The organism is Streptomyces antioxidans (assembly GCF_000968685.2).
Taxonomy (GTDB): domain Bacteria; phylum Actinomycetota; class Actinomycetes; order Streptomycetales; family Streptomycetaceae; genus Streptomyces; species Streptomyces antioxidans.
Map to the genome: position 1 here is coordinate 13,310 of NZ_LAKD02000030.1, position 22,264 is coordinate 35,573.

Sequence of the window (22,264 nt, forward strand, 5' to 3'; positions counted from 1 at the left end):
GCCTGGTCAGGGCGTTGGTGTGGGGTGGTTTCGGCGGGTGTCGAAGGGGCTTGGGGAGCGGGTCGGCTCCCAGATGGCTCCCAGTGCCCAGCATGGTGCCGACGCCCCTACGTGTGACGTGACAGGTCGTCCACCAGAAGGTCGAGAGTGGCCTCCTCGTGGAGTGCGACGCCGAGGGCCGTCATGGCAGGGGCGAGATCCGGGTCCCAGTCCGCGCTGACCGGCTGGCCGTCGAGCGCCAATTGAGGGATGCCCTCAGCCTGGCTGCGAGCGGCCAGGTGCTCGTAATCCGCGGTGCCCATGCGCCACGGCACGGCGTCGTAGAGGCGGATGACCCGGTTGGCCAGAACGATTCCTGGCCAGTCGAAGTCACCGTGGTAGGCGAAGCGACAACCTGTGGCGGCGAGGGCGTCGAGAAGCGTGACGACCACCGTTGCGGCGCTGCCGGACGTGCACACGAGGGGCCGGACGCAGGCCGCGTCTGCCGCGGCTTCCACCACGCGCGGATTCTCACAGATGTGGATGAGCGTTGCGGCGGGGAGACGTAGCCGCAGGGAGTGCAGGTCGCGCGGCGTCAGGTGCGTTTCGGCGTGATGCTTGGCCCGCTCCCGCAGGGCACACTCCCGCCAGCCCTCGCCAGCGGGGCGCAGCCCGTAGGTCAGCACTGTGCTGGAGACCTCGTCCGGCGTTACGGACACCAGCCGCCACAGAGTGCGTCGGCCGGCCGCGTCGTCGGGGAACTCGGTGCCATGGGCGAGGGAGACACCGCGTTGGACGAGGCGTGCGAGCCAAGTGCCGTCGTCCAGGCCGTGCGCCGAGCCGGTCGTCATGGCGGCGAGTTCTCCTCGGCCGAGGGCGTTGCCGCTACGTTCAGGACCGAGGAGAACGGCGAGGACTTGGACCGCCTGCTGGAGTGTCCAGATCGCCGCATCGTGCGTCACTCCCCTCGGAACCCCGGCCCGGCGCAACAGGTCGTACCACCGCCTGGGCCATTCCTGGCCGGCGAGCGGGGAGGCGTCCAGAGACGACGCGAGGGACGACCACACCTGCTCCCGCCGTGCCGTCGCGTCCGCGCGGACGGCACGGCGGTCGGTGAGGGGCGGGCCGAGTTCCTCCAGGGTGTCCCTGAGGCCGAGTCCGGCGGCCGAGGCGCGCAGCCGTGCGTCTAGCACGTCGAGCCGTACGGTCACGGCGCCACCGGTGAGGGGTTTGCCCAGGAGGAGGGACAGGTCGTTGCGTTCCTGGATGTTCAGCGCGGCCAGCCGGAGCGAACCGGTGGCCTGTACACCGTTGCTCTCCAGGCGTTTGCGTATGCCCTCCCAGAGCCGGGTGAGTCCCGGTCCGGTCAGCCAGTCGCGGGTCGCGGGGGGCAGTCCGTTCATACGGACACCAGACGCCGGTGCCGACCGTTCCAGGTGTAGTGCAGGGTGGCCACCCCGCGCACATGGGGGTCGCGGAGGCACTCGTAGATGTGCAGGGACGGCACCTCGGGCCAGTTGCCCATGAGCCGTTCGCTGGTGAGGACGAAGTCGAGATCGAGGTCGACGAGGATACGGCCCAGTCGGCCATGGGTCGGCTCGTCGACCTTGGCGAAGGCGTCGTCCAGGAGGATCAGGCGTGGCGCGTGCGGTGCCGACTCGGCGAGGCTCGTGAAGTGGGCGGCGGCCGCGGCGAAGAGCACGAGGTAGGAGAGGACACGCTGTTCGCCCTGGCTGAGCCCGGTCCGGCCGGTCAGCTTCCTACGGCGGCCAGGGGCCGCGTCCTCAACCACGAAGGTGTGGAAACGGAACCAGTCGCGGTAGTCCAGGGCGGTCCGCAGATGGGCGGCGTAACCGGCTGATGGGTCGGCGCGTCGGGCGTCCTCGATCCGGCGTTGCAGTACTTCGCGCAGCTGCTCGGTCTCCTCGCGCGTCCGGAGGCTCGACGGACTGCGCAGCAGGTCCACGGCTGCCCGGACGTCCGCGTCCACGTCCGCGTCCAGCTTCCACAGCAGCTCGACACCGAGACCGTGGGAGGTGCGCACGGTCCGCAGGGTGTCGTTGAGAGCCGCGACCAGGTTCGCCGCAGTGATGACCTGTGCCGAGAGGTGGTCGCCGAGTTCGCCGGTAAGGAACCGCTGGAACACCTCACGCTCGCGTTCGGTGAGCCGTCCCCGGGCTTCCGCGGCCTGGACCGCGATCCGCTCGCCGACGGCCGCGACGTCATGGGACCCGTGGTCGTCGACCAGTCGGCAGACCTTGATCCCGTCGCGTTCTTCCAGCTGCGCGTCGAACCCGCCGGCCAGTTGGTCGCGCAGATCGGTGTGCCGGTTGAGCAGGGTGCTGTCCGATACCTCGCCCTTCGGGCGGCCGAGTGCCTGCTCCACGGCCCCGGCGAGGGCCCGCAGCGCGCGCAGACGGCTGCGGACGTCCACGCTGGGATCGTCCGACACGTACTCGGGCAGCGAGGACCGGTCAAGGCCGGCGCCGAGCACCACCTCCGGTCGGCCGAGAGCACCGCGAAGAGCGCTGCCGGTGTCGATGACCGCCGTCTCCTGGTCCGCCAGCGTCCCGCGCAGACGCTTCTCGTCCTCTTCCGCGCGCACGCGCAGGTCGTGGAGGTCATCGAGGGCTCGTTGCGCCCCAGGCAGGGCGCGGACGGCGTTCGCGATGCGCAGCTTGGTTTCCTGCTCACGGGTAAGAATTTCCTCCTCGGACGACCGGATGGCCTCCTCGCGGGTCCGCAGGTCCTGCTCAGCGGTGCGCAGTCCGGTGAGGTGGACCCGGTAGCTCTCCTCCGCGGCCAGGCGATCCTCTCGGGCACGTTCGTACCGTTCGGCGTCCGTCTGATTCGCGCCGAGCCGCTCGCCCGTGCCGCCGACCGCCCTGCGTAGATGCCCGACACCGCTGAACAAGGCAGCCAGTGCGGTGCGAATGCGGTCCAAGGCATCGGGGTCGCTGGGCAGGTCGTGAGCGGTCGCGGTGGCGTCCGCCTCGGCACGCGCCGATACCGCGAGAGCACGGGCTTCCTCGGCCTGCCGTGCCGCCCGGGTCGCCATTGTGGTCAGGTCACGTAGGGTCCTCTCGGCTGATTCGGTCCTGCTCCATGCGTTCGCGAGATTTTGTGCCCGGGGGAAGTCCCGTTCCGCGAGTGTGAGAGCCCGACGCATCGCATCGGTTACGGCGAGTTCCTCGCGGACGTCGGCCAGCCGCTGTTCCGTCTGCGTGATCCGTTCCTCCAGCTCAGCGAGGATGCGCCGTCGGGTCCCGGCGCGTACGGCGGCGCCCACGTACTCGGTGTCGCCCTTGTCATGACGGCCGCTGAGCACACCCAGACGCCAACTGCCGTCGTGGTAGACCGCGTTGTGTGCGGAGTTGTGCGCTGCCGGTGTGAGCGCGATCGAGGCCAGCAGACGCTCCACGCGCGCGGACGTCACGCCGCACTCCGGTTCAGGGGCTGGGCGCAGGGCCGAAGCGAGAGTCGGTCCATCCGACAGCACGGGACCGGGCTGGAGGAGGGTGTCCCGGGTGCGGGGGTCGAGAAGGACACCGTCCGCGCTTACCCACGCGTCCAGGATTCCGCTCGCTTCCAGCGCCCCTTCGAGACTGGCCCGGTCGGCCGGTGCCAGGTCGTCCGCGAAGTCCACGAGGCGGTAGAAGGGGGCTCCGCTGCCCGGCGTCCTCTCGGCGACGCGATGGTGCGGGGCCGACGGCTCAGGGTCGGTACGTTGCTCCCAGTCCCGCTTCTGCTCCGTCAGGCGGCCAAGTTCCTCATCGAGTCGGCCGACGCTGAGCGCCAGTGCGTCCCGGCGTCCGGTGAGTTCCTCGCCGTACGGTTCGAGTGCGGCCTGAGCGGTTCGCCACGCCTGGCTGTCGATGTCGGGTGGCAGCGTGCGGTCCGCGAACGGCGCGTCGGCGGAGGTCTCGTGGCCGACCGTGGAATGGACGGCGTCCAGCGGCGGGCAGTCGGGCCCCAACGCGGCCCGCGTGTGCGCCGCCCACTCAGCGACGCGGCGGGCATAGGTGCCGCTCTCCTCGGCGACCTTCTGGCGGCTGACGTCGAGACGGCCGGCGGCCTCTTCCGCCTCGCCCTCCAGCCGTTCCCGCTCGGCATCGGCCTGAGCCGCTCCGGCGCGGGCCGCGTCGGCCCGTGAGATGAGGCGGGTCACTTCCTGGACCATCCGGGCCCGGTTTCTCGCGACCGTCTCGGCATCCTCCAGCTGGTTCTGCCAGGACCGCAGTCCTTCCTGTGTGGTGGCCGTGTCCGCCCGGGCCGCCGACCGGTGCCGTACGGTGCGCGTCTCCCCATCCGGAGTCGTCAGCTCCGTCTCGGTGGCCGGGGCGAGGACCGTGCGTGACAGGGCCACCGTCTCGCCGAGATGGCCGGTGGGAAGCCCAGCCTTCTCCGCGTGCGTCAGCAACTCCCTGTGTTCTGTGCCAAGTTCGGCCAGCCGACTCCCGAGGTGGTCGACCCCTTCGGCCAGCCGTTCCGCCGTGCTCTCCTCCGTGTCGTGGGCGTTGCGCAGGGTGGTGAACGCGGCCACGGCGGCGGTGTGCAGCGCCTCCACCGTGCCGCGGCGCTCCGACAGTTCGCGCAGGCTGCGGTAGGCGTGACTAGCGTGCAGGGCGGCCAGGTCGGTCCGGGCGGCCTGTTCCTCGTCGCGCAGGGTCTCCAACCGGCCCTTTGACTCGTGCTCCTGCGTCCGCAGGTCGCTCGTCCGCTGTGCGGCGTCTCCGGCCGCCCGGCGCCGCTGTGCGAGGACGCCCAGCTCGTGGCTCACTCGCTGCGCGGAGGCGCGCAGGACGCCGGCCAGGTAGCCGCGGTAACTGGTGAGGAACGTGCGCAGTGCTGTGTCGGTGCGTTCCAGGCGGCCGAGTTCGTCTCGTACGGCGTCGAGGTCGTGGAGGTTGCGTGCCACCTGCTCGACCACGTCCTCGTCGAGCCCCGGCAGGGTCTCGCTGAGCAGGGAGGCCAAGCCCCCGTGCTCGATGCGGTCCCCGACCGTGGGGCGCCGCAGCCGGTGGAGGAGCTGGGTGAGGTTGCGGTAGCGCGTCGCGTCGGTGATGCCGAACAGGTCCCGGGCCACTCGGGAGCGGTGCCTGACCGCCCGCTCGGTCGTGTTGTCGGAGCCGACAATCTCCTTGAGCCGGTCGACCGGCAGCGGCTTTCCGCCCTCGACCAGGTGCAGGTCCTCACCGACCCGCAGGGAGGTGACGAAGAACGTCGGCAGCGCCTTCTGCGTCGACTTCGAGGCACGGATGGCGACACCGAGTGTCAGAAAACGGTGGCTGCCGTCGTCGGTCGTGCCCCGGAACTCCACCCACAGGTACCCGAGACGGTTGGTCTGCTCGAACCCGTCCAGCATCAGCCAGGCGAGAGTGGTGCGGCCGGTGCCGGTCGCGTCCAGTGCCCGGGAGTCGCCGTCCAGAAGATACGGGAGCAGCATCTCCAGGGCCTTGGACTTGCCCGCGCCGTTCTTGCCGCGCAGAAGCAGCCGTCCGTCGCCGAAGGAGAAGTCCTGAGTGTCGTACTGCCAGACGTTCTGGATGCCCGCCCGGTGCAGCCGGAAACGGGTGCCGGTGGTCGTCGCGGGGGCGGCGGTTGTCGCAGGGCCGGAACGCGGCAGCGGAACGAGGCCACGCGCGTCGGTGGTCATAGCGGCAACTCCTCTTGCACGTCGGTTCCTTGGCACGCTGTCGCAGCGGGGCGCACGGTCACGAGGGTGGCGTAGCGCGCCGCTGCGGCCAGCAGCACCCAGCCGTCGCCGCTGGGCCGTGCGCCATGGACATCGGTCACCGTGCGTCCTTCCGACACATCTTCGACGTACCCCTCCGGCAGCCCTTCGCCCTCGGCGCGCAGCCGTCCGGCGTGGGCCATCAGCCGCATACGGACCAGCATGTCCAGCACGGCCTCCCGCAGGGCGGGGAGGTCCTCCAGGTAGCCGCGCTGCCAGTTGCTGCGCTGCCCGTACTCGGCGATGAGCCCGGCGAGCACCTCGTCCACCAGGCCGTCCTGGACAGCCACCCCGATGACGAGCGTTCCGCCGGTCGCCGGATGCCCCGGTTCCTGGGGCCGAAGCCGCTCCACGAGCCGTTCCACCAGCAGTAGCGCGGCCTGTGCGACTGTCCCGGTGCCCGGCAGGTGCAGATCCGTCAGCTCCTCCTCGGGGTCCACCAGCGCTACGCCTTCGGCGCGGATCTCCATCTCCAGGCCCAGGAGTTCGGAGAAAGCCTGACCTTCCCGGCGCTGCCGGGTGCGCAGCCAGTCGCGCTCGGCGTCGGTCAGCTCGTCGAGGTGGACGACAGGTGTCTCGACAAGCATTCGGCGCACATAGGTACGCGGCCCGCTGAACCCCGGGTCCGCTGCCCGTCGGACCAGGTCGGCGCCGTCCCGGGCCGGTGCGAGCGGGCCGGCGACGACCACGCGCGCCAGCTCCCGGTCCACCGTGATCAGGGCCTCCCCGCCCGCCTCCTGCGCGATCGCGGTCACCTGGCCCTCGGTCTCGATGAGGACGCCCCACTCGACGAGCTGGCGCAGAGCCGCTACCAGGGTTCGCTTCCCGGCCGCCCGGCCCGTCTCCTCCAGCTCGATCCCCGCGTCGGCGGCAGCCGCCCTGATGTCGGTGACCAGGTGCGACAGCAGCATCTGCTCGGGGGCGGTCACCAGCACGGAGAGGGCCAGCGCGAGGCAGGCGTACGTGTGCGGGGTGAAGGGCGTGCCGGTGGAGCGCTCCAGCCGGTGTCCCGATCCCGCCCCCAGCCCCGCCTTGAACAGCCGGGCGAAGGAGCTGTCGACCAGCAGGCGGTAGCCGAGCACCTGCTGGAACCGTTTGCCCAGCCAGTCGGCGTGCCTGCGGATCAGAGGGAAGAGGTCGGCATGCGGGCCGTCGGCCGCGACTAGGGGATGGGCGAGCAGCAGCCGGGCGGCGGTTCGACGCTCGGCTGCCAGGGCTACGTCGTGAGTGGAGGGAAGGGTCATGACACGCTCACCTCCGCCTCCGCTTCACCATCGGCCGCCGCCGAGGTACGACCGATTTTCAACTCCAAGTCGTCCAGCAGCAGGTCGCCGTCTGCCGAGTCCAGCACCGTCCGGGTGCCCTCCGTCCGGCGCACGGTGAGCCGGATACCCAGTTCAGCGTCCTCGCTGCTCGCCGAGTCCAGGTCGAACCCCGCTGTCCCCTCCCCGTCCGCGCCGGCGCGCCTCCTGAGCTGAGCGTTTCCCAGTGCCGTCGCCAGCAGCTCCAGGAGCAGCCCGAGCGCAGCCGAGGTGAGTCGTACGTCGGCGAACCGACCCGATGCGCTGCGCAGTTCGTCCGCTGCCGCTGCCCTGGCCGTCGCCCGCTGCCGGGCGGCCTCCCGCAGCCGCTCCTTCTGCGCGGAGTGGTCCTCCACCGCGGAGGCCCGGCCCCGCTGCGCGCGGCTGCCCCTCTCCCGCAGGGCCACCGGCACCTCGACCACCGGACCGGTCCACCAGCTCGTGTAGGCGGGTACCACCTGGTCGGTGGCCGGGGGTATGCCCAGATGGCGGGCGCCGTACAGTCCGAAGGCGGCGACGGCGATGTCGTGTGCGTCCTGCGGTGCCGCTTCGTCGAACCAGCGGGCCAGCCGCAGCAGATCCTTGCGCCGGGACATCTCCCCGGTGGCCGACCGCAGCATCCGCTTGGCGTTGGCGAGCAGCGACTGCAACGCTCGCAGGGTGGCGTCCCGCAACTGCTCGACCTGGCTGCCCTGACCGTCGGTGTCTCTGAACCAGCCGCGCAGGCCCTCCCAGTCCGCGAGCTCGCGTCCCCGGCTGCGCTGCACCCGGACCTCCAGGCGGCCTTCGCCCTGCGCCGACAGCCCGGTGAGCCCCTGGGCGTGGGCGTCCAGCCGGTCCAGCAGAGCCGGGATGTGCGGCCACAGGGTGTCCAGCGCCGCCGAGATCCGGGGCGCGCGGAACGCCACGTCCTCGGTGATCGCCTCGACGTAGTCCAGGAGCAGTTCCTTGAAGCCCTGGTACTCGGCGCTGTCCAGGTCGTAGCGGGACAGCACCTGGCCGAGGTAGGCGTAGAAGTCGCGTATGGAGTCCGCGAACTCGCTGAACTGCACGAACAGCGTGCTGATCCGCTCCAGCCCGTCCTGCGGCTCGATGCCGCCCGGCGCGGTCACGAGGTCGGCCAGCTCCCGCAGGCCGCGCTCGACCATGGCCAGCAGTTCGCTGCTCACCTCGCGGGCGGCGTCGGCCTTGGCCAGGACCCCGTCGGCGTCCCGCTGGATGCGTTCGCCTAGTTTCGACAGCTGGTAGCGCGAGCGGGAACGCTGGTACTCGCTGATGCTGGACGCCTTCACGGTGTGGCTGCTGCGCAGCAGGTTTCCCCAGGTCACCAGCTGTTCCAGCCGGACTGTGAGAGTGTCGGCGTCGAGCCCCGCGGCGGAACCACCGCTCTGGCGTAGCTTCGCCATGATGTCCGGGACGGCCAGATCCGCCAGCAGCGTTCCGCAGAAGACCCGCATGATCGCGACATGCTCCAGCCGCTCGGGCGCGCTGAGGTAGGTATACGCATTCAGTCGCCGCCACGCCTCCTCGTCGGCGTCCTGACCTGCACCGGATGCTGATGCTCCCATGCCCGTGAGGTTACGCGGCGCATACGGGCGCCGCCGGTGGGTGGCCGAAATTGCCACGGACGTGTGCCGGCCCGTAGCGATTCCCGTAGTGACTCCTGCGAGCGCGTTGAACACCCGCCGGGAAGACCTTGGCGAGTGGGAGCACCTCTCCTCGACAAACTCGTCGCGGGCCCGGACAGCATCTATCTGGCCGAGCCCGACCGCGCTGCGAGTATGTCGACAGCTATGGCAGCAGCGAGCCCCGGCAGGGCGTTGCTTGAAGCTGCTGCTCGACGAGAACGAGCCCCGCCCCATGGCTGAGATCGTGCGCATCAGCACGGCTGCCTGGTGGGCCTGGGCACGGGGATTGCCACCGTCTGCGCGGCTCTTCCCCACGCCCTGTCCGAACTCGAAGCAGCCGACGGCCAACGCCTCGTCTCCCTGACATCGATCGACCCGACGCGGGAGAAGCGTCTTCAGATCACGGGCCCGGACGCCGCCCCGCCGAAGCACTGGCCGGGGCGTGATTCGGCCGCCAGGCCCTGACACCTCGGTACACGAGGGCTCCCGGCCGCCAACCCATGGCAAGCGAGGCCGGGACACGACCCGGTGTAGCTGACTGCGCTTCGTCTCATCAGGGCTCACTGCCAAGCTCTTCCTGGAGCTCGGCGATGCGCCGTTGGATTGCCGCCGCGTTCTTCCGCTGACGGGTCAGCTTCGCTTCGGCGGCCGCCAGTTCCCGGGCGAGCCGCTCTCGATCAGCTGCCGCCCGCTCACGGATAGTCTCGTCGTCGCGGTACGCGGGCCCTACCCGCTCACTGCTCACTACCCCGCGACGCTCTCCGCATTCCGGGCAGTCGACGACGCGGGCGGAAACGTGGCTGTGCTCGCGATGCTGAATGTGGGGCACCACATGGTCGCAACGGAGAGTGAGGTCCCAAGTATCGAGGTCCTTCTTGCGCTCCTCCCGTGAGGGCCAGGAAGCGAACAGCCTGGCGAGCTTCTCCAGCTGCTTCGGGCCCATCGGCGGTGGTGGGCAACAGAAGCTGCAATGCGTCACCCGAGAACCGCTGATGCCCCACCGACCACCCCGGCAGTCGGCGTGCCGCTCGCGGAACCTCCGGTCGGCTTCCTCGTACTCACGCTTCTCCGACTCGGACAACTTCATGAGGGGATACCAGTCCCCCAGCCCGTCTTGCATGGGCTCTCCGCAGCCCCGACAGGGCTCACCGGCCACGAAGTCCGCCCAGCTGAGACGCGTACCTTCTCGCTTCCACCGCTCATCCTGCTCACGACGCCGCCGGTCATCCGCTTCGGCATCGAGGGCTGAGCGCAGAGCACGCTTGGCCGCTCGTTGGCGCTTCTGCTCCTCCGTGAGCTTTGCCATGGGCTTCACCCTCCGCTGCACCGGGTTCTCGTGTACGACCGCGGAATCCATGCTGGCGTGGCCGCCCCGAGTGTCGGCGGCCCGTGTGCCGGATGATGACTTTTGACCGGAGTTGGATGGCAATCGGCCTTCAGGCGACTGATGTCCTCTGGTGCAGGCGGTCAGATGTTGCTGTTTTGAGACGCTGTCAGTGAGTCCCTATCGGGTCGTCGGCAAGACTGCCCCTCCGCTGAGCCTCGCCGAGTCGGCCCGATGCTCCGCAGAGCGCATGGACAACAGGACACGCGGCGCAAGGGCCAATCTTGCCAGCCCGTGACCTGCCCCGAACCGGGACTTGCAGGGCGTCTGTGACTCAGCGCTACGACTGGTCACGCATCTAGGCGTAGGCGTCACGGGAAGTGATACCCCTGGTTGTTTCAGCACCTGGCTGGTTCGCGGGGCCCTGGCCGAGTTCCGCCCTACCTGGGGATCGCCCGGTCTGATGCCATGGAGGAAGCGCAGATTGGGACACCATCGTTGGGGGCGATGTGGGGACATCCACGCGATGGAAGGGACCGAGCGGCGATCGGTGGAGCTCTGCCGGGAGGCGGCTGGCGCGCTGGCGGGAGGACTCACGAAACGCGGATCTGCGGCTGGAGGAGATCGCTGGGGACCACCTGAGCGCCCTGCATGAGACGCTCCGTGCCGATCGATCGGCTTTCGGGTTGTACGACACGGCCTGTGCGGCCGGTGAACGGCTCGCCGGGGCCCTGGGGTCGCTGGCCGCCGAGGGCGCGGAGTCGGAGGACGCGCTCGTCGCACGTCTCGTCTCGGAGGTCGGTGGGGACGGCGGCACACTCGCCGACGCCGCGGTGCGCAGGGGGATGGCCGCGGCGGTCCGCGATGTCCGGGCCATGCATCCCGAGATGGACGACGCCATGAACGGGGGTGGCGCGGGCGGCGGCTTTGCCTGGGACATCCTGTGCGATCTCTACCAGGTGTTCTTCGCCGACATGGTGGGGGAGTTCCTCCGGTCCGCTGTTGCCGAGCACGTCAACCTGGCAGTGCCGGTGCTCATCGCGACCGATCCGGAAGGCAGGATCGCCGACTGGGTCGCGGAGAAGGTGGTGGACCTGGCGCCGAACCCCTGCGAGGAGTCCGCCGAAGCGACGGACCTCGCACAAGCCGTGGACACTGCGCAATCGGTGGTGGGCGCTGCGCAGGATCCCTCGACCGCGCTGCCCAAGATTGCCGAGTCGCTGGTACCGCAGGCGGTCGGCAAGATACTCGGCCTGATCACTGAGGAGACCACCGGAGAAGAGGGAGCGGCGGCATGACCGGTTCCGACCATTTCCTGTGGTGGCGCGGTCACCGCGGGGATCGGCCTCGCGATGACCGCTGGACGGAGATCGGCAAGGAAGCCTTCCAAGAAAAGGAGCGCCGCATCACCGGCCGACACCACCTGCCCGGTCCGGTCTCCGACTGGGCCGAGGATCTGTTCCGCGTCGCCAGGGCCGCGTTCATCGCGGACAAGTACGTACGCCGGACCGGAGAAGGGGACCGGTGGACCCGCCGCATCAGCCTCGCCGTACCCGTCACGGAACACGAGCGGTGGGAAAGCGCAGCTGTCCGTACCCACCTCACCGCGCTCCTCCAAGTCCTCACCGGGGACCTATGGAATGTGGACTTCCGGCCCCTCACCGGTCACTACGTCGAGGACGCGCTCGTCTCTCCGGACGAGCCGCGTGCCTCGGAAGTCGCATTGTTCTCCGGCGGACTGGATTCCCTCAGCTGGGCCGCCACCCGTTCGGGCGCCGACGACTCCGGCCCGCTGCTGCTCGTGATGTTCCGCGAGATCGGCCTGCTGCGTCTCCAGCAGCGGGTGTACAAGGCCGTCGAACGGCTGGTCAGAGCACGGCCGGTGCTGCTGTTGCCGATGAGCCAGACCCCGGCGGGCGACGGCTCGGGGGCACGGCTGGAGACGTCCTCCCGCACACGTGGTCTGCTGTACGCGGCGGGCGCGATCCGCGCTGCCACCGCGCACGGGGTGGGCACCGTCCACATCCCCGAGAACGGCCAGCTCGCCCTCAATCCGCCTCTGACACCAGCGCGTTCGGCCGCTTGTTCCACGCGTTCCGTGCACCCGCGGACGCTGGGCAGTCTGAACGCCTTGTTGACTGCCGTGAGTGACACGGAGAGAACAGTGCAGGTGGTCAACCCCTTGGCACAGCTCACGAAAGGCGAGGTGTGCAAGGCCGGACGTGACGCGGGGCTCACCCTGTCCGACCTGGAGTCCACCCTGAGCTGCGGCAAGCCTCCAACCCGCCGAAGCGGCGGCCCTCCTATCGCCAACTGCGGCGTTTGCTTCCCGTGTCTCGTGCGCCGCTCCGGGCTACTCCACGCCAACGGCAGCGACGGCACCCGGTACGAGGCATTGCCGTGGGCGGGCGGCCTACCGCTTGACCGGGGCGTCGACTGGCGCGCATTGCAGCGGTGGCTGCTCGGCCCGTACACCCTTACGGATGTCTTCACCGATACCCCGCTGCCGCCGGACACGGACCCAGCGGTGGCGTTCGATTTGATCAGGCGCGGGCGGGAAGAGCTGGCCCGGCTGCTTCAGATCGCGGATGCGACGGAGGCAGCTGGCGCGGCGCAGGTGAGATCCGGCTAGCACCAGGCCGCCTTGGTGGTCATGGGGCGGCATCGTCGAGGTGTCCTGGACGCAGTACCTGCGCAGAGCGCCGACTGATCTGGGTCAAGGCCCTTTCGCCTACCCATTCGGATCGTGAGTCGAAGGCCTGGACACACCGCCTCACCGACTCGTGGCTGAATCCCAAACGACGTGCACTCGACGAAAGTGCTTGAACTCTCGACGCAAGTCCAAAGAAATCCCAAACGGCGTGCACCCAGTGGCGTGTGGCCTACATCTTCTACTGTCCTTCCTGAAGCCAGGGATCACCGGCTCACTCGTCCACTGGGAGATCCCCCGACCTCAGGAAGGAAACCCGTGCAATTGAGGATGATGTACGTGATCATCGCGGTCCTCGCGGCGCTTGTCGCCGCTCTGGTCGGCAGCGTCGTGACCATCGTCGAGGGAGGGCGTCCCACGGCGGCCTTCAAGACCGGGGCATTGGCCTTCGCCGGCTCCCTGACGCTGCTTTTCGTGGTTATGGGCGCCCTGGGTGTGGTGGGCTCGTGAGTGACGTGGGTGCCCTTGGAGGATACGTGCAGGCCGAGGGTCCCTCCTCGCTCGACGAAGTGCTCGCGAAGGTGCGCCGACACCGCACGCACCTTTCGCGGCTGATGAACGCCCATGACGCGACTCGCCTCGTCCTCGGGCTGCTGTACCTGAGCCGGACCGCGCACGCCGCTCCCGGCACCGGCGTACCGACATGGTCGTGGTTGCTGGGGCAGCCAGCAGGGCGCGGTTCGGGTATCCGCGCTGCCGTGAGTAAGTGTCTGAGCCACTGGCTTCCCGCAGCCGACGAACAGAGCGCAGACGTGGACATGAGGAGCCTGATGCCCGTTCCGCCCCCTGGTTCCGAAGGACCACTGCACGCTCTCGTCCAGGCCATCGGCTCCACCCAGCGGGTCGGGCCGCTGCTCGACCAGTGCCTTCGTGATCTCTCGGCGGACCAGGCAGACGGCAGCCACTACTTCACGCCGGGTGACATGGTGCGTCTGATGGTCGGTGCGGCCGTCCCCCGCGACCGGCACAGAGTGCTGGACCCGGTTTGCGGTTCAGGGGGACTGCTCGTCGAGAGTCACCGCTATGTCCGCGAACGCGTCGAGCTGAACCCAACCATGTCCTTGCATGGAAAGGAACAGCACGCCCACACCTCGCAGGTGGCCCGCATGAACTTCGCGGTGCGGGGGATCACGGCTCACGTCTTCCCGCCCGGGGACAGCCTCGCGGAGCCCGAGCGCGAGCCCCACGACATTATCCTGGCCAACCTTCCCTTCAACCAGCGCGACTGGGCGCCGGAGGACAAGATGGAGCAGGGCGCCCGCCGGTCGGGTCCCCCGCTCCCTGCCGATCCCCGGTGGCCGGAGGAACCGCCGTCCCGAGGGTCCGCCAACTCCGCGTGGATTCAGCACATCGCGCACGCGCTGGCTCCGGCCGGACGTGCCGTCTTCCTGATGGCCGATAGCGTGGCCAACAGCAGACAGCCCGTCCCCCGAAGGCTCCGCGAACGCCTCCTGCGCGACGATCTAGTCGAGTGCGTGATCGCTCTGCCACCTCGCGTGTTCGGTCACACCAAAGCCTCCGCCTGTCTGTGGGTGCTCAACAGGGACAAGAGCGCGCGCCACGGCTGGGGTGCCCTGGACCGTCGCCGGCAGGTGCTTTTCGTCAACGCGCGGCGAGCCTTCGAACCGGTCCCGGAGTCGAGAGCACGGAGGCTGGGCGACAAGAACACGGCATTGATCCTGACCACCCTGGCGGCCTGGCGTGGCCTCTCCGAGGACGGTGCTGCGGTCGCGCCGTACCACGACGCGGCCGGCTGGTCCCGAAGCTGCTCCACCGAGGAGATCGCCGATCGCGAGTACAGCCTGATGCCGACCTCGTACGCCGTGGAGCCTCCCAGCCCCGAGCGGGACACACGGAACCGGGTCGAGCAGCTCAAGCTCGAACTGGCCGATCAGTTTGAGCAGATGCGCGACCTGGAGCTCCGACTGCTGGACGTCTTGGAGGAGATCTGATGGAAGCCAACGCCGACCAGGTCGACTCGAGTAGAGCGGCTTGGCAGACGACCTCCATCAAAATCGAGCGGATCCGCAGGCGCATCTACACCACCTCCGGTTTCCTCGACGACGCGGCTGCCGAACAGACCGCAGGAGTCGTCAGCTCGACGTTCGTCCAGAACGGCAGGATCCTCTCGCCCAGGACCAAGGAGTGTCGGCCGGGCAATTCCGCGCCCAGCAGGGCAACCCTCAAGGAGGGCGACCTGGCCGTCGTACTCGTCCGGCGGGTGGGCGATTCCGCACTGGTCACTGCCGAGCACGCGGGATGTACAGCAACCAGGTCGATCGGCATCATCCGAGCTGAGCCGCACATAGTGCGGTGGCTGCGTATCTGGCTACAGACACCCACAGCGAAGGCTCATATCGACGAGGACGTGACGACACATGTCGAGCCCACCATCAGCCTCGGCACCCTCCACCGCATGCTGTTTCCGCTGCCTCCGCCAGACGTCGTCACCGCATACCACCGGGCCTTCGGCCTCATCGAGGGGATGACCGCCCTCTACCAGGAGACCGCCCGCAAGGCGGTGGAACTGGCCGACGCTCTCCATGACGACTGGGCATCGGCGATTCCGCCGGGGGAGACACGGCCGCTCGCGAAAGTCGCCAAACCGAAGACGGGCAAAGGTTCCGAACGCTCGCTTCCCCCGTTGCCCGCAGAACCCACCACCGATGTAACCGATGTGATCGCCCCCAGAGATCTCTACGACCTCCCCGTGCCCCACGTCCAGAGTTTCCGTCTGAGCAGTCCAGCGAACGAGGGCGACGCACATCCTCCCGGCACCTTGATGCTGAGCACCCGTTCCGACGGCGCACACATCGCTGTGCCGAGCCGACCAGCAACACCTCTCAGAGGCGTCGTGGCCGTACGACCTAATGAGGACGAGGACGGTTGGTGGCTGCTTCACGAACTCAGGAGCAGGAGCAGCGACATCACGCGGCTTGCGCAGGGCCAGAACGGCAGGGAAATCTCCGCCGGCGCCCTCAAGCGCCTGGAGGTCACCTGGCCGGACCGGTTCACGCGCACCGACTTCCACACGATGGCCGATTCCCTGCACGCCATGGCGCGACTCCTTGTCGCCAAGATCGCAACGCTGCACACCCTGCGGGACGCGCTCCTGTGCGACATCTCCGCGAAGGCCGGCGTCCTCCGGGAACCGACAACCGAGCCGGAAGAGCAGAGCGCTCCTGCTCCTCGTCCCACCGCGGGCCCCGCATCACGGGGTATGACCGGCAATGATCGGCCTGATCCGTGAACTTCGGAAGGAAGACGGCGGGGATATTGTCCGTTGGCGGGATGCTGTTGGGCCTTCTTTCGGTGTTGCGGTTAGACCATCACGATTCATTAGCGAGTGCGGCGGTGATTCGTGACATGGCGATGAGTACTGCGGGTGGCGACGGATCCGGTACATGGAGCGAACCGACCCATTGGTGGGCGGTGAGCTGGTGATCCAGACGGCCTTCCCGGTGCCAGTGACTCAAACGCGCACGTAACCGACCGGCGCTCCGCCCGCACCGGGTGGGAGCCACCTCAGGCGGCTCCCACGCCACCACCAGGCGGCTTGGTCGTGAGGCAACCCTCTCACCGTCGGGTACGGCCCTGGCTGCACTGTGTAGCAATGGCGCGCTCGACCACCTCAACCGGAGCAGACATGGCCCGTGCCAGGGAGGCTGACCCGTCCGCGTTATTCGAGCGTCGGCTGGGGAGATCGGCCGAAGAGCTGGGTCATCACGTTGCCGCCACGGGGCACACGAACATCACCAGCGCGCCTGCTGTTTCGGGCAAACCCGCTGATCACACCTCGGGACGACAGGAATTGAACCTACCCCTGACCCCATGGCAGCAGACAGCGAGTGCTCGACCTGGCTGACACATATGACCGCGGCTTTGCACATGCCATACCCCAGATTGGTCGAGCCTCGTTCACACCTTCATATGATGAACCTTTTGCCATACGTTCGTTCGGTCGAGGGGGGCGTCGCATGGGCACCGGGGGCGGCGGCAAGGTTCTGGACATCAAGGTGGCGGACATCAAGTCCGTCGCGCCGACGTTCCACCACCAGGCGGTGAAGCTGAGTGAGGCGCTGACCACGCTGATCTCGACACTGGACGGCTATGGCGAGCCGTGGGGGGACGACAAGCCGGGGAAGGACTTCGGCAAGCAGTACAAGCCGAACCAGAAGCACATCGAGTCGGCGGCCGGCATTCTCGTCCTCGGCCTGACCAGCATCTACGAGGCGATGTACGACATGGCGGATGGTCATGTCGACAACGACAAGCTCATCGAGGGCATGTTCACCAAGGCCAAGCACGGCTCGGGTCATGACCAGGGTCCGGGCGCGGACGGCCATCGGTGAGCTTCGGGAGCGATATCGAGGAGAAGGCCAAGGCCCTCCTCATGAAGCTGGGCATGTGGTGGCCGGACGCCAATTCCGGCACCCTGCGCGATGCCGCCGACGCCTGGCGGACGTTCGCCGACAGCGTGGACGATGTGCGGGTCGCCACCAACAAGGCGGCCACGACGCTCATCCACCACAACAAGGGCGAGGCGATCGACGCCTTCGAGACCTTCTGGGGGCGTTACGCCAAGGGCAAGGACGAGGGCTGGCTGAGCAATCTCGCCAAGTCGGCCCGGAACATGGCGAAGTTCCTGGAGAAGTTCGCCGACAAGGTCGACGACGCCATCGACGCGCTGAAGGCGCAGATCGCCATCGACGCGGCCGCGCTGGTCGGTGGTCTCCTGCTGACCCCGTTCACCGGGGGCGCCTCGGACGAGGTGGCCGCGGAGATCATCGCGATGGCGAGCGGGCTGGGTATCGCGGTGGAGGAGGCGGTGGCGACGCTGGCCGCGGAGATCTTCACCGGTGCGGTCTTCACCAGCGTGCTGTCGGTGACGATCGACGCGGCGGTGGCCCAGCCGGTGAAGATCGCTCTGGGGCAGCAGAAGGGTTTCAGCCTGGACGAGGTCAACCAGGCGGCCAAGGACGGCATGGTCGACGGGGGTATTTTCGGCGCCGGGCTGGGGGTGCTCGAGCCCGGTGTGACGCCGAAGCTCACGGGCGTCCCGGATCTGCTCAAGCCGCCGAAGGTGCCCTCGATGCGGCCGAACCTCATCGAGGAGGGTCCGGCCGCCCGCCCGGCCAGGAAGTGCCCGTGCACGGGTGAGCCGGTCGACATCGCGACGGGTGCGATGCTGATGGAGCAGACTGATCTGACGCTGCCGGGTTCGCTGCCGCTGGTCTTTGAGCGTACTCATGTGTCCTCGTACCGGGGTGGGGTGTGGTTCGGCCCGACGTGGGCCAGTCTGCTGGACGAGCGGGTCCAGCTGGACGCGGAGGGCGTGGTGTTCGCCGCCGCGGACGGGATGCGGCTGGTGTATCCGGTGCCGGAGCCGGGGGTGCCGACGCTGCCCGCGAAGGGTGCGCGGTGGCCGCTGGAGTGGGACGGCAAACCTGATGGCGTCATGACGGTCACCGATCCGGAGGCGGGTGTGGTGCGGACGTTCGTCCGTCCCGCCGCCACGGAGGAGCCGGGCGCGGTCTACCTGGTCCTGGAGAGCCTGCAGGACCGCAATGGCGCGCGCATCGAGATCGAGCGCGCCGCGGGCGGGAACCCGCTGGCCATCCGCCACTCCGGGGGCTACTACCTGGCCATCGACACCGAGGGCCGGCGGATCACCGCGCTCCGGCTCCTCGATGAGCCACCGTCGGTCTACGAGCCCGAGACGAACCGTGCGAGCGGCATGGTGGTGATGCGCTACGGCTACGACGAGGCGGGCAACCTCACCGAGGTCATCAACTCAAGCGGCACACCTATGTGGTTCACCTACGACGGCGAGGGGCGGGTCACGTCCTGGACCGACCGTAACGGCACGTCGTTCCGGTACGTCTACGGGCCGGACGGGAAGGTGGTGCGCACCGAGGGCAGCGACGGCGTCTTCAACGGCAGCCTGGAGTACGACGACGAGGCGCGGACGACGGTCTACACGGACTCGCTCGGCCACGCGACGAGGTATCGGTACAGCGCCGACGGGCAGCTGGTCGAGGAGACCGATCCGCTGGGCCACACCACGCTGACGGAGTGGGACGCGCGCGGTGACCGTAAGGTCTCGGTGACGGATCCCCTGGGCCGTACCACCCGCTACGGGTATGACGAGGACGGCAACCTGACCGGTGTCACCCTGCCGGACGGGGCGCGGGCGGAGGCCACGTACAACGACCTGTGCCTGCCGGTGGAGGTCACCGAGCCGGGCGGCGGGACATGGCGCCATACGTATGACGACACGGGGAACCTGACCGCCACCACGGACCCGACGGGCGCGACCACCTGTTACGCGTACGACGACCGTGGCCACCTGGCCGAGGTGACGGACGCGCTGGGCAACACCACGCACCTGACCCCGGACGGGGCCGGGCTCCCCATCGCCGTAACGGACCCGCTGGCCCACACCACGCGCATCCGCCGGGACCCCTTCGGCCGGGTGGTGGAGGCGACGGATCCGCTGGGCCATACGACCCGTATGGGCTGGACGACCGAGGGCAAACCGGCGTGGCGCCAGGAGCCGGACGGCGCCCGGGAGAGCTGGACCTGGGACGGCGAGGGCAACCTCCTCACCCACACGGACCCGGCGGGCCACACCACCCACCAGACGTCCACCCACTTCGACGTCCCCGCGACCCGTACGGAGCCGGACGGTGCGAGGTACGCCTTCGCCTACGACACCGAACTGCGCCTGACCGAGGTCACCAACCCCCAGGGCCTGACCTGGACCTACACCTACGACCCGGCGGGCCGGCTCACCTCCGAGACCGACTTCAACGGCCGTACCGTGGCCTACACCCACGATGCGGCAGGTGACCTGCTGACCCGCACCAACGGCGCCGGCGAAACGATGCGGTTCACCTGGGACGCGCTGGGCTGTGCCGTCGAGCAGTGGGACGACGCGGGCGAGACCACGACCTTCGCCTACAACGCCGTCGGCCAACTGGCCCAAGCGACTAACGCGGACGCCGAGCTGACCATCGAACGCGATGCGCTAGGTCGCGTCCTGTCAGAAACGGTCAACGGCCGCACGACGACGTACGCGTATGACGCCGTGGGCCGCCGGACCCAGCGCATAACTCCCAGCGGCATCGTGAGCGAGTGGACGTACGACGAGGCAGGCCGCCCTACGTGCCTCGACAACGGTTCGGGAACCCTCTCCTTCACGTATGACGCGGCGGGACGGGAAACCGAACGCCGCCTGGGCGAGGCGGTGAGACTGACGCAGACCTGGGACGGGTCAGACCGCCTGACCACCCAGACAATCGCCGAGGGCCGTGGCAACGAGGCGAACCGAATCCTCCAACACCGCTCCTACGCCTACCGCCCGGACGGCTACCTCACCGAGATCCGCGAACTGACGTCGGGCACGCGCCGCTTCGACCTCGACCCGGTCGGCCGCGTCACCGCCGTCCACGCGCACGGTTGGACCGAGACATACGCCTACGACACGGCGGGCAACCTGACGCACGCCACAGCCCCTGCCCACGCGTCCCCCGGGAAGCGCGAGTTCACCGGCGCAGTGATCCACCGAGCGGGCCGCACAACGTACGAACACGACGCCCAGGGCCGCCTCACCCGCCGCACCCGCAAACTCCTCAACGGCCGGACCCGCACCTGGACCTACACCTGGAACGCGGAAGACCGCCTGACGGACGCGACAACCCCGGACGGCGACCACTGGCACTACACATACGACCCCCTCGGCCGCCGCATATCCAAACAACGCCTGGCCGAGGACGGCACGGTCGCGGAATCGCTGACCTTCGCGTGGGAAGACACCCGCCTGGCCGAACAATCCACACCAGAGGGCAACCACACCACCTGGGACTACGCCCCGGACACCCACCGCCCCCTGACCCAAACCGACCACACGTCACTGGTGCGCGAGCCCGGCGAATCCCTCATAGAGAAATTCACCGGCGCCGATGACGACACCACGCCCCGCTTCCACGCCATCATCACGGACCTGGTCGGCACCCCAACGGAGTTGCTCACCGCGGCCGGTGACCTGTCCTGGCAACACCGCACCACCCTCTGGGGCACTCACTTCCCCTCCGGGGCGAGCACATCGTCAGCCGACTGTCCCCTCCGCTTCCCCGGCCAATACGCGGACGCAGAAACCGGGTTGCACTACAACTATCACCGTCATTACGACGCCGAGACAGCCCGCTACATCACTCCCGATCCGCTAGGCATCGAACCGGCGCTAAATAACTATGCGTATGTTGCTGATCCGCTCAGCTGGATTGACCCGTTGGGCCTGGCGGGATGCAAAGTTGGAAAGGTCAATTGGGTTACTGAGGGTACAACTCGATCGGCAGCCGCAGATGCGTATGAATCTGGCGCACATGGGGCTCGAAGTGAGGTTTCCTCACGGAAGAGGCTTGTCCCATCGCTTGACTATGTCAAAGCAGATGGCACTCCTGGGGCGGTTCGCTTCGATGGGCTCCGTGATGGCCAGTTGATCGATCGGAAACTCGGTGTCGCTACCACTCCGAAGTCGAAGCTGGCCGCGACCAGGCAATCCATGGCTCTCGCCCAGAATGGGCGAACAGCCGTCTGGGAGGTCGCGGATCAGCGTGCGTACCGGCGAGCCACTAGAATGCTCGGGCAGCAGAACATCATCAATATCAAGGTGAGGATAGTTTCGCCATGAATGCCATCATTGCTCGCGCGCTGATCGAGCTGCTTGTATCCCTTGAGTTGTCCGACGAAGAGTCTATTTCTGTGGAGGCGTCGGCAGCTCTTGCCGAGGATGCCGCCACTTCGCTAGGGGCTCTGTCGGATACCGAGCGAGCGGAGCTGATCTCGACCATTGCCCAGATGGCTGAAGAAGCCGGGGACGAGGATCGTCGGCAAGTTCTCGTGGACCTCCCTGAAGGGCTTGGGCTCACCGAGTGACCAGCGCTTTACCAATGTGCTCGACCTTTGTGAACGCATTCCGGCATCGTCAGCTCGGCGCGCCCCAGTCCCTCCGGTACGCGGCCCAGTCACCCGGCGTCGCCGCGAAGTCCACGTACAGCGCGACACCGAACCGCTCGCGGCGCGCGTCCTCGCGGCTCAGCCCGAGGCGGGCGCACCGGACGGCCGCCGTCACCGTCTCGGCCGACTCGTGGTGGCCAATGTCGTTGGTGTGGAAGGCGGCGAGGCCCATCAGCAGGTCGGTGCCGGGTGGGGCCGCCTCGATGGCCAGCCGTGTCTGCTGGGCCACATAGCCTACGTACAGGCTCAATATGGGCATCGCCGTGTCGTAGGACATCACCGCGATCTGGTCGACCCGGCGGGCGACCGCGCCGAAGTACGACTGCGACCACCACTTGGGGTGACCGGCGACGAATCCCGCGACGGAGTGGAAGGAGGGGCGAGGGACGCGGCAAATGAGGACGAACCGAGCCGTTGTTGGGCGGTGAGCTGGTGGTCCAGACGGCCGTGCCGGTGCCGGTGACGTGAGCTCGCACGTAGCTGACCGGCGCTCCGACGGCACGGGGAGCTGCCCCTGACGGCTTCTGCGCCACCACCCGGCGGCTCGGGCGTGGGGCGACCCTCTCA

General features: G+C 68.6%; 13 protein-coding genes and 1 pseudogene. 8 read left to right on the forward strand and 6 right to left on the reverse strand.

Going from position 1 to position 22,264, the window contains the following annotated elements:
* Positions 1-107: 107 nt before the first annotated feature.
* From VT50_RS12550 to VT50_RS12575, 5 genes are all read right to left on the reverse strand, one after another.
* Complete coding sequence (locus VT50_RS12550; RefSeq protein WP_046086165.1) at positions 108-1,382, reverse strand: TIGR02679 family protein; 1,275 nt, start codon at positions 1,380-1,382, stop codon at positions 108-110.
* The gene (locus VT50_RS12555) at positions 1,379-5,635 is read right to left on the reverse strand and encodes a TIGR02680 family protein (RefSeq protein ID WP_046086166.1); all 4,257 of its coding nucleotides are present in this window, start codon (positions 5,633-5,635) and stop codon (positions 1,379-1,381) included. The genes VT50_RS12550 and VT50_RS12555 overlap by 4 nt, the downstream gene beginning before the upstream one ends.
* Positions 5,632-6,957 (reverse strand): TIGR02678 family protein, encoded by a 1,326-nt coding sequence (locus VT50_RS12560; RefSeq protein WP_046086167.1) that lies wholly within the window; start codon positions 6,955-6,957, stop codon positions 5,632-5,634. The genes VT50_RS12555 and VT50_RS12560 overlap by 4 nt, the downstream gene beginning before the upstream one ends.
* Positions 6,954-8,582 (reverse strand): TIGR02677 family protein, encoded by a 1,629-nt coding sequence (locus tag VT50_RS12565; RefSeq protein ID WP_046086168.1) that lies wholly within the window; start codon positions 8,580-8,582, stop codon positions 6,954-6,956. Before VT50_RS12565 ends, VT50_RS12560 begins: the two co-directional genes overlap by 4 nt.
* 613 nt (positions 8,583-9,195) lie before the next feature.
* A complete protein-coding gene (locus VT50_RS12575; RefSeq protein ID WP_143645211.1) occupies positions 9,196-9,948 on the reverse strand; it encodes a hypothetical protein in 753 nt (250 codons plus the stop codon).
* Between the two features lie 704 nt (positions 9,949-10,652).
* Here VT50_RS12575 and VT50_RS12580 point away from each other — a divergent pair.
* The 8 genes from VT50_RS12580 (at position 10,653) to VT50_RS12615 (ending at position 21,616) form a co-directional block, all read left to right on the forward strand.
* A complete protein-coding gene (locus VT50_RS12580; protein WP_046086170.1) occupies positions 10,653-11,264 on the forward strand; it encodes a hypothetical protein in 612 nt (203 codons plus the stop codon).
* Entirely contained in the window at positions 11,261-12,598 is a 1,338-nt protein-coding gene (locus VT50_RS12585) for a 7-cyano-7-deazaguanine synthase (RefSeq protein WP_046086171.1), read from the forward strand. The genes VT50_RS12580 and VT50_RS12585 overlap by 4 nt, the downstream gene beginning before the upstream one ends.
* Positions 12,599-12,955: 357 nt before the next feature.
* Positions 12,956-13,126, forward strand: a complete 171-nt coding sequence (locus VT50_RS12590) for a hypothetical protein (RefSeq protein WP_240529152.1) — start codon at positions 12,956-12,958, stop codon at positions 13,124-13,126.
* Positions 13,127-13,152: 26 nt separating this feature from the next.
* Entirely contained in the window at positions 13,153-14,628 is a 1,476-nt protein-coding gene (locus VT50_RS12595) for an N-6 DNA methylase (RefSeq protein WP_240529144.1), read from the forward strand.
* Positions 14,628-15,926 (forward strand): restriction endonuclease subunit S domain-containing protein, encoded by a 1,299-nt coding sequence (locus VT50_RS12600; RefSeq protein ID WP_046086173.1) that lies wholly within the window; start codon positions 14,628-14,630, stop codon positions 15,924-15,926. The genes VT50_RS12595 and VT50_RS12600 overlap by 1 nt, the downstream gene beginning before the upstream one ends.
* A gap of 727 nt (positions 15,927-16,653) precedes the next feature.
* A complete protein-coding gene (locus VT50_RS12605) occupies positions 16,654-17,028 on the forward strand; it encodes a hypothetical protein (protein ID WP_046086174.1) in 375 nt (124 codons plus the stop codon).
* Positions 17,025-21,371, forward strand: coding sequence for an RHS repeat-associated core domain-containing protein (locus VT50_RS12610; protein ID WP_476714037.1), 4,347 nt, complete (start codon positions 17,025-17,027; stop codon positions 21,369-21,371). The genes VT50_RS12605 and VT50_RS12610 overlap by 4 nt, the downstream gene beginning before the upstream one ends.
* Positions 21,368-21,616: a hypothetical protein gene (locus VT50_RS12615; RefSeq protein ID WP_046086175.1), complete on the forward strand. Its 249-nt coding sequence runs from the start codon at positions 21,368-21,370 to the stop codon at positions 21,614-21,616. Before VT50_RS12610 ends, VT50_RS12615 begins: the two co-directional genes overlap by 4 nt.
* A gap of 49 nt (positions 21,617-21,665) precedes the next feature.
* Here VT50_RS12615 and VT50_RS12620 read toward each other — a convergent pair.
* Positions 21,666-22,082: pseudogene (locus VT50_RS12620) on the reverse strand (hypothetical protein); the annotation flags it as partial.
* Positions 22,083-22,264: the final 182 nt, after the last annotated feature.

Bases quoted from the DNA above. Each gene is read 5' to 3' on its own strand.
- VT50_RS12605 (WP_046086174.1), top strand. From the start codon at position 16,654: ATGGGCACCGGGGGCGGCGGCAAGGTTCTGGACATCAAGGTGGCGGAC.
- VT50_RS12615 (WP_046086175.1), top strand. From the start codon at position 21,368: ATGAATGCCATCATTGCTCGCGCGCTGATCGAGCTGCTTGTATCCCTT.
- VT50_RS12600 (WP_046086173.1), top strand. From the start codon at position 14,628: ATGGAAGCCAACGCCGACCAGGTCGACTCGAGTAGAGCGGCTTGGCAG.
- VT50_RS12560 (WP_046086167.1), bottom strand. From the start codon at position 6,957: ATGACCCTTCCCTCCACTCACGACGTAGCCCTGGCAGCCGAGCGTCGA.
- VT50_RS12565 (WP_046086168.1), bottom strand. From the start codon at position 8,582: ATGGGAGCATCAGCATCCGGTGCAGGTCAGGACGCCGACGAGGAGGCG.
- VT50_RS12585 (WP_046086171.1), top strand. From the start codon at position 11,261: ATGACCGGTTCCGACCATTTCCTGTGGTGGCGCGGTCACCGCGGGGAT.
- VT50_RS12550 (WP_046086165.1), bottom strand. From the start codon at position 1,382: ATGAACGGACTGCCCCCCGCGACCCGCGACTGGCTGACCGGACCGGGA.
- VT50_RS12555 (WP_046086166.1), bottom strand. From the start codon at position 5,635: ATGACCACCGACGCGCGTGGCCTCGTTCCGCTGCCGCGTTCCGGCCCT.
- VT50_RS12575 (WP_143645211.1), bottom strand. From the start codon at position 9,948: ATGGCAAAGCTCACGGAGGAGCAGAAGCGCCAACGAGCGGCCAAGCGT.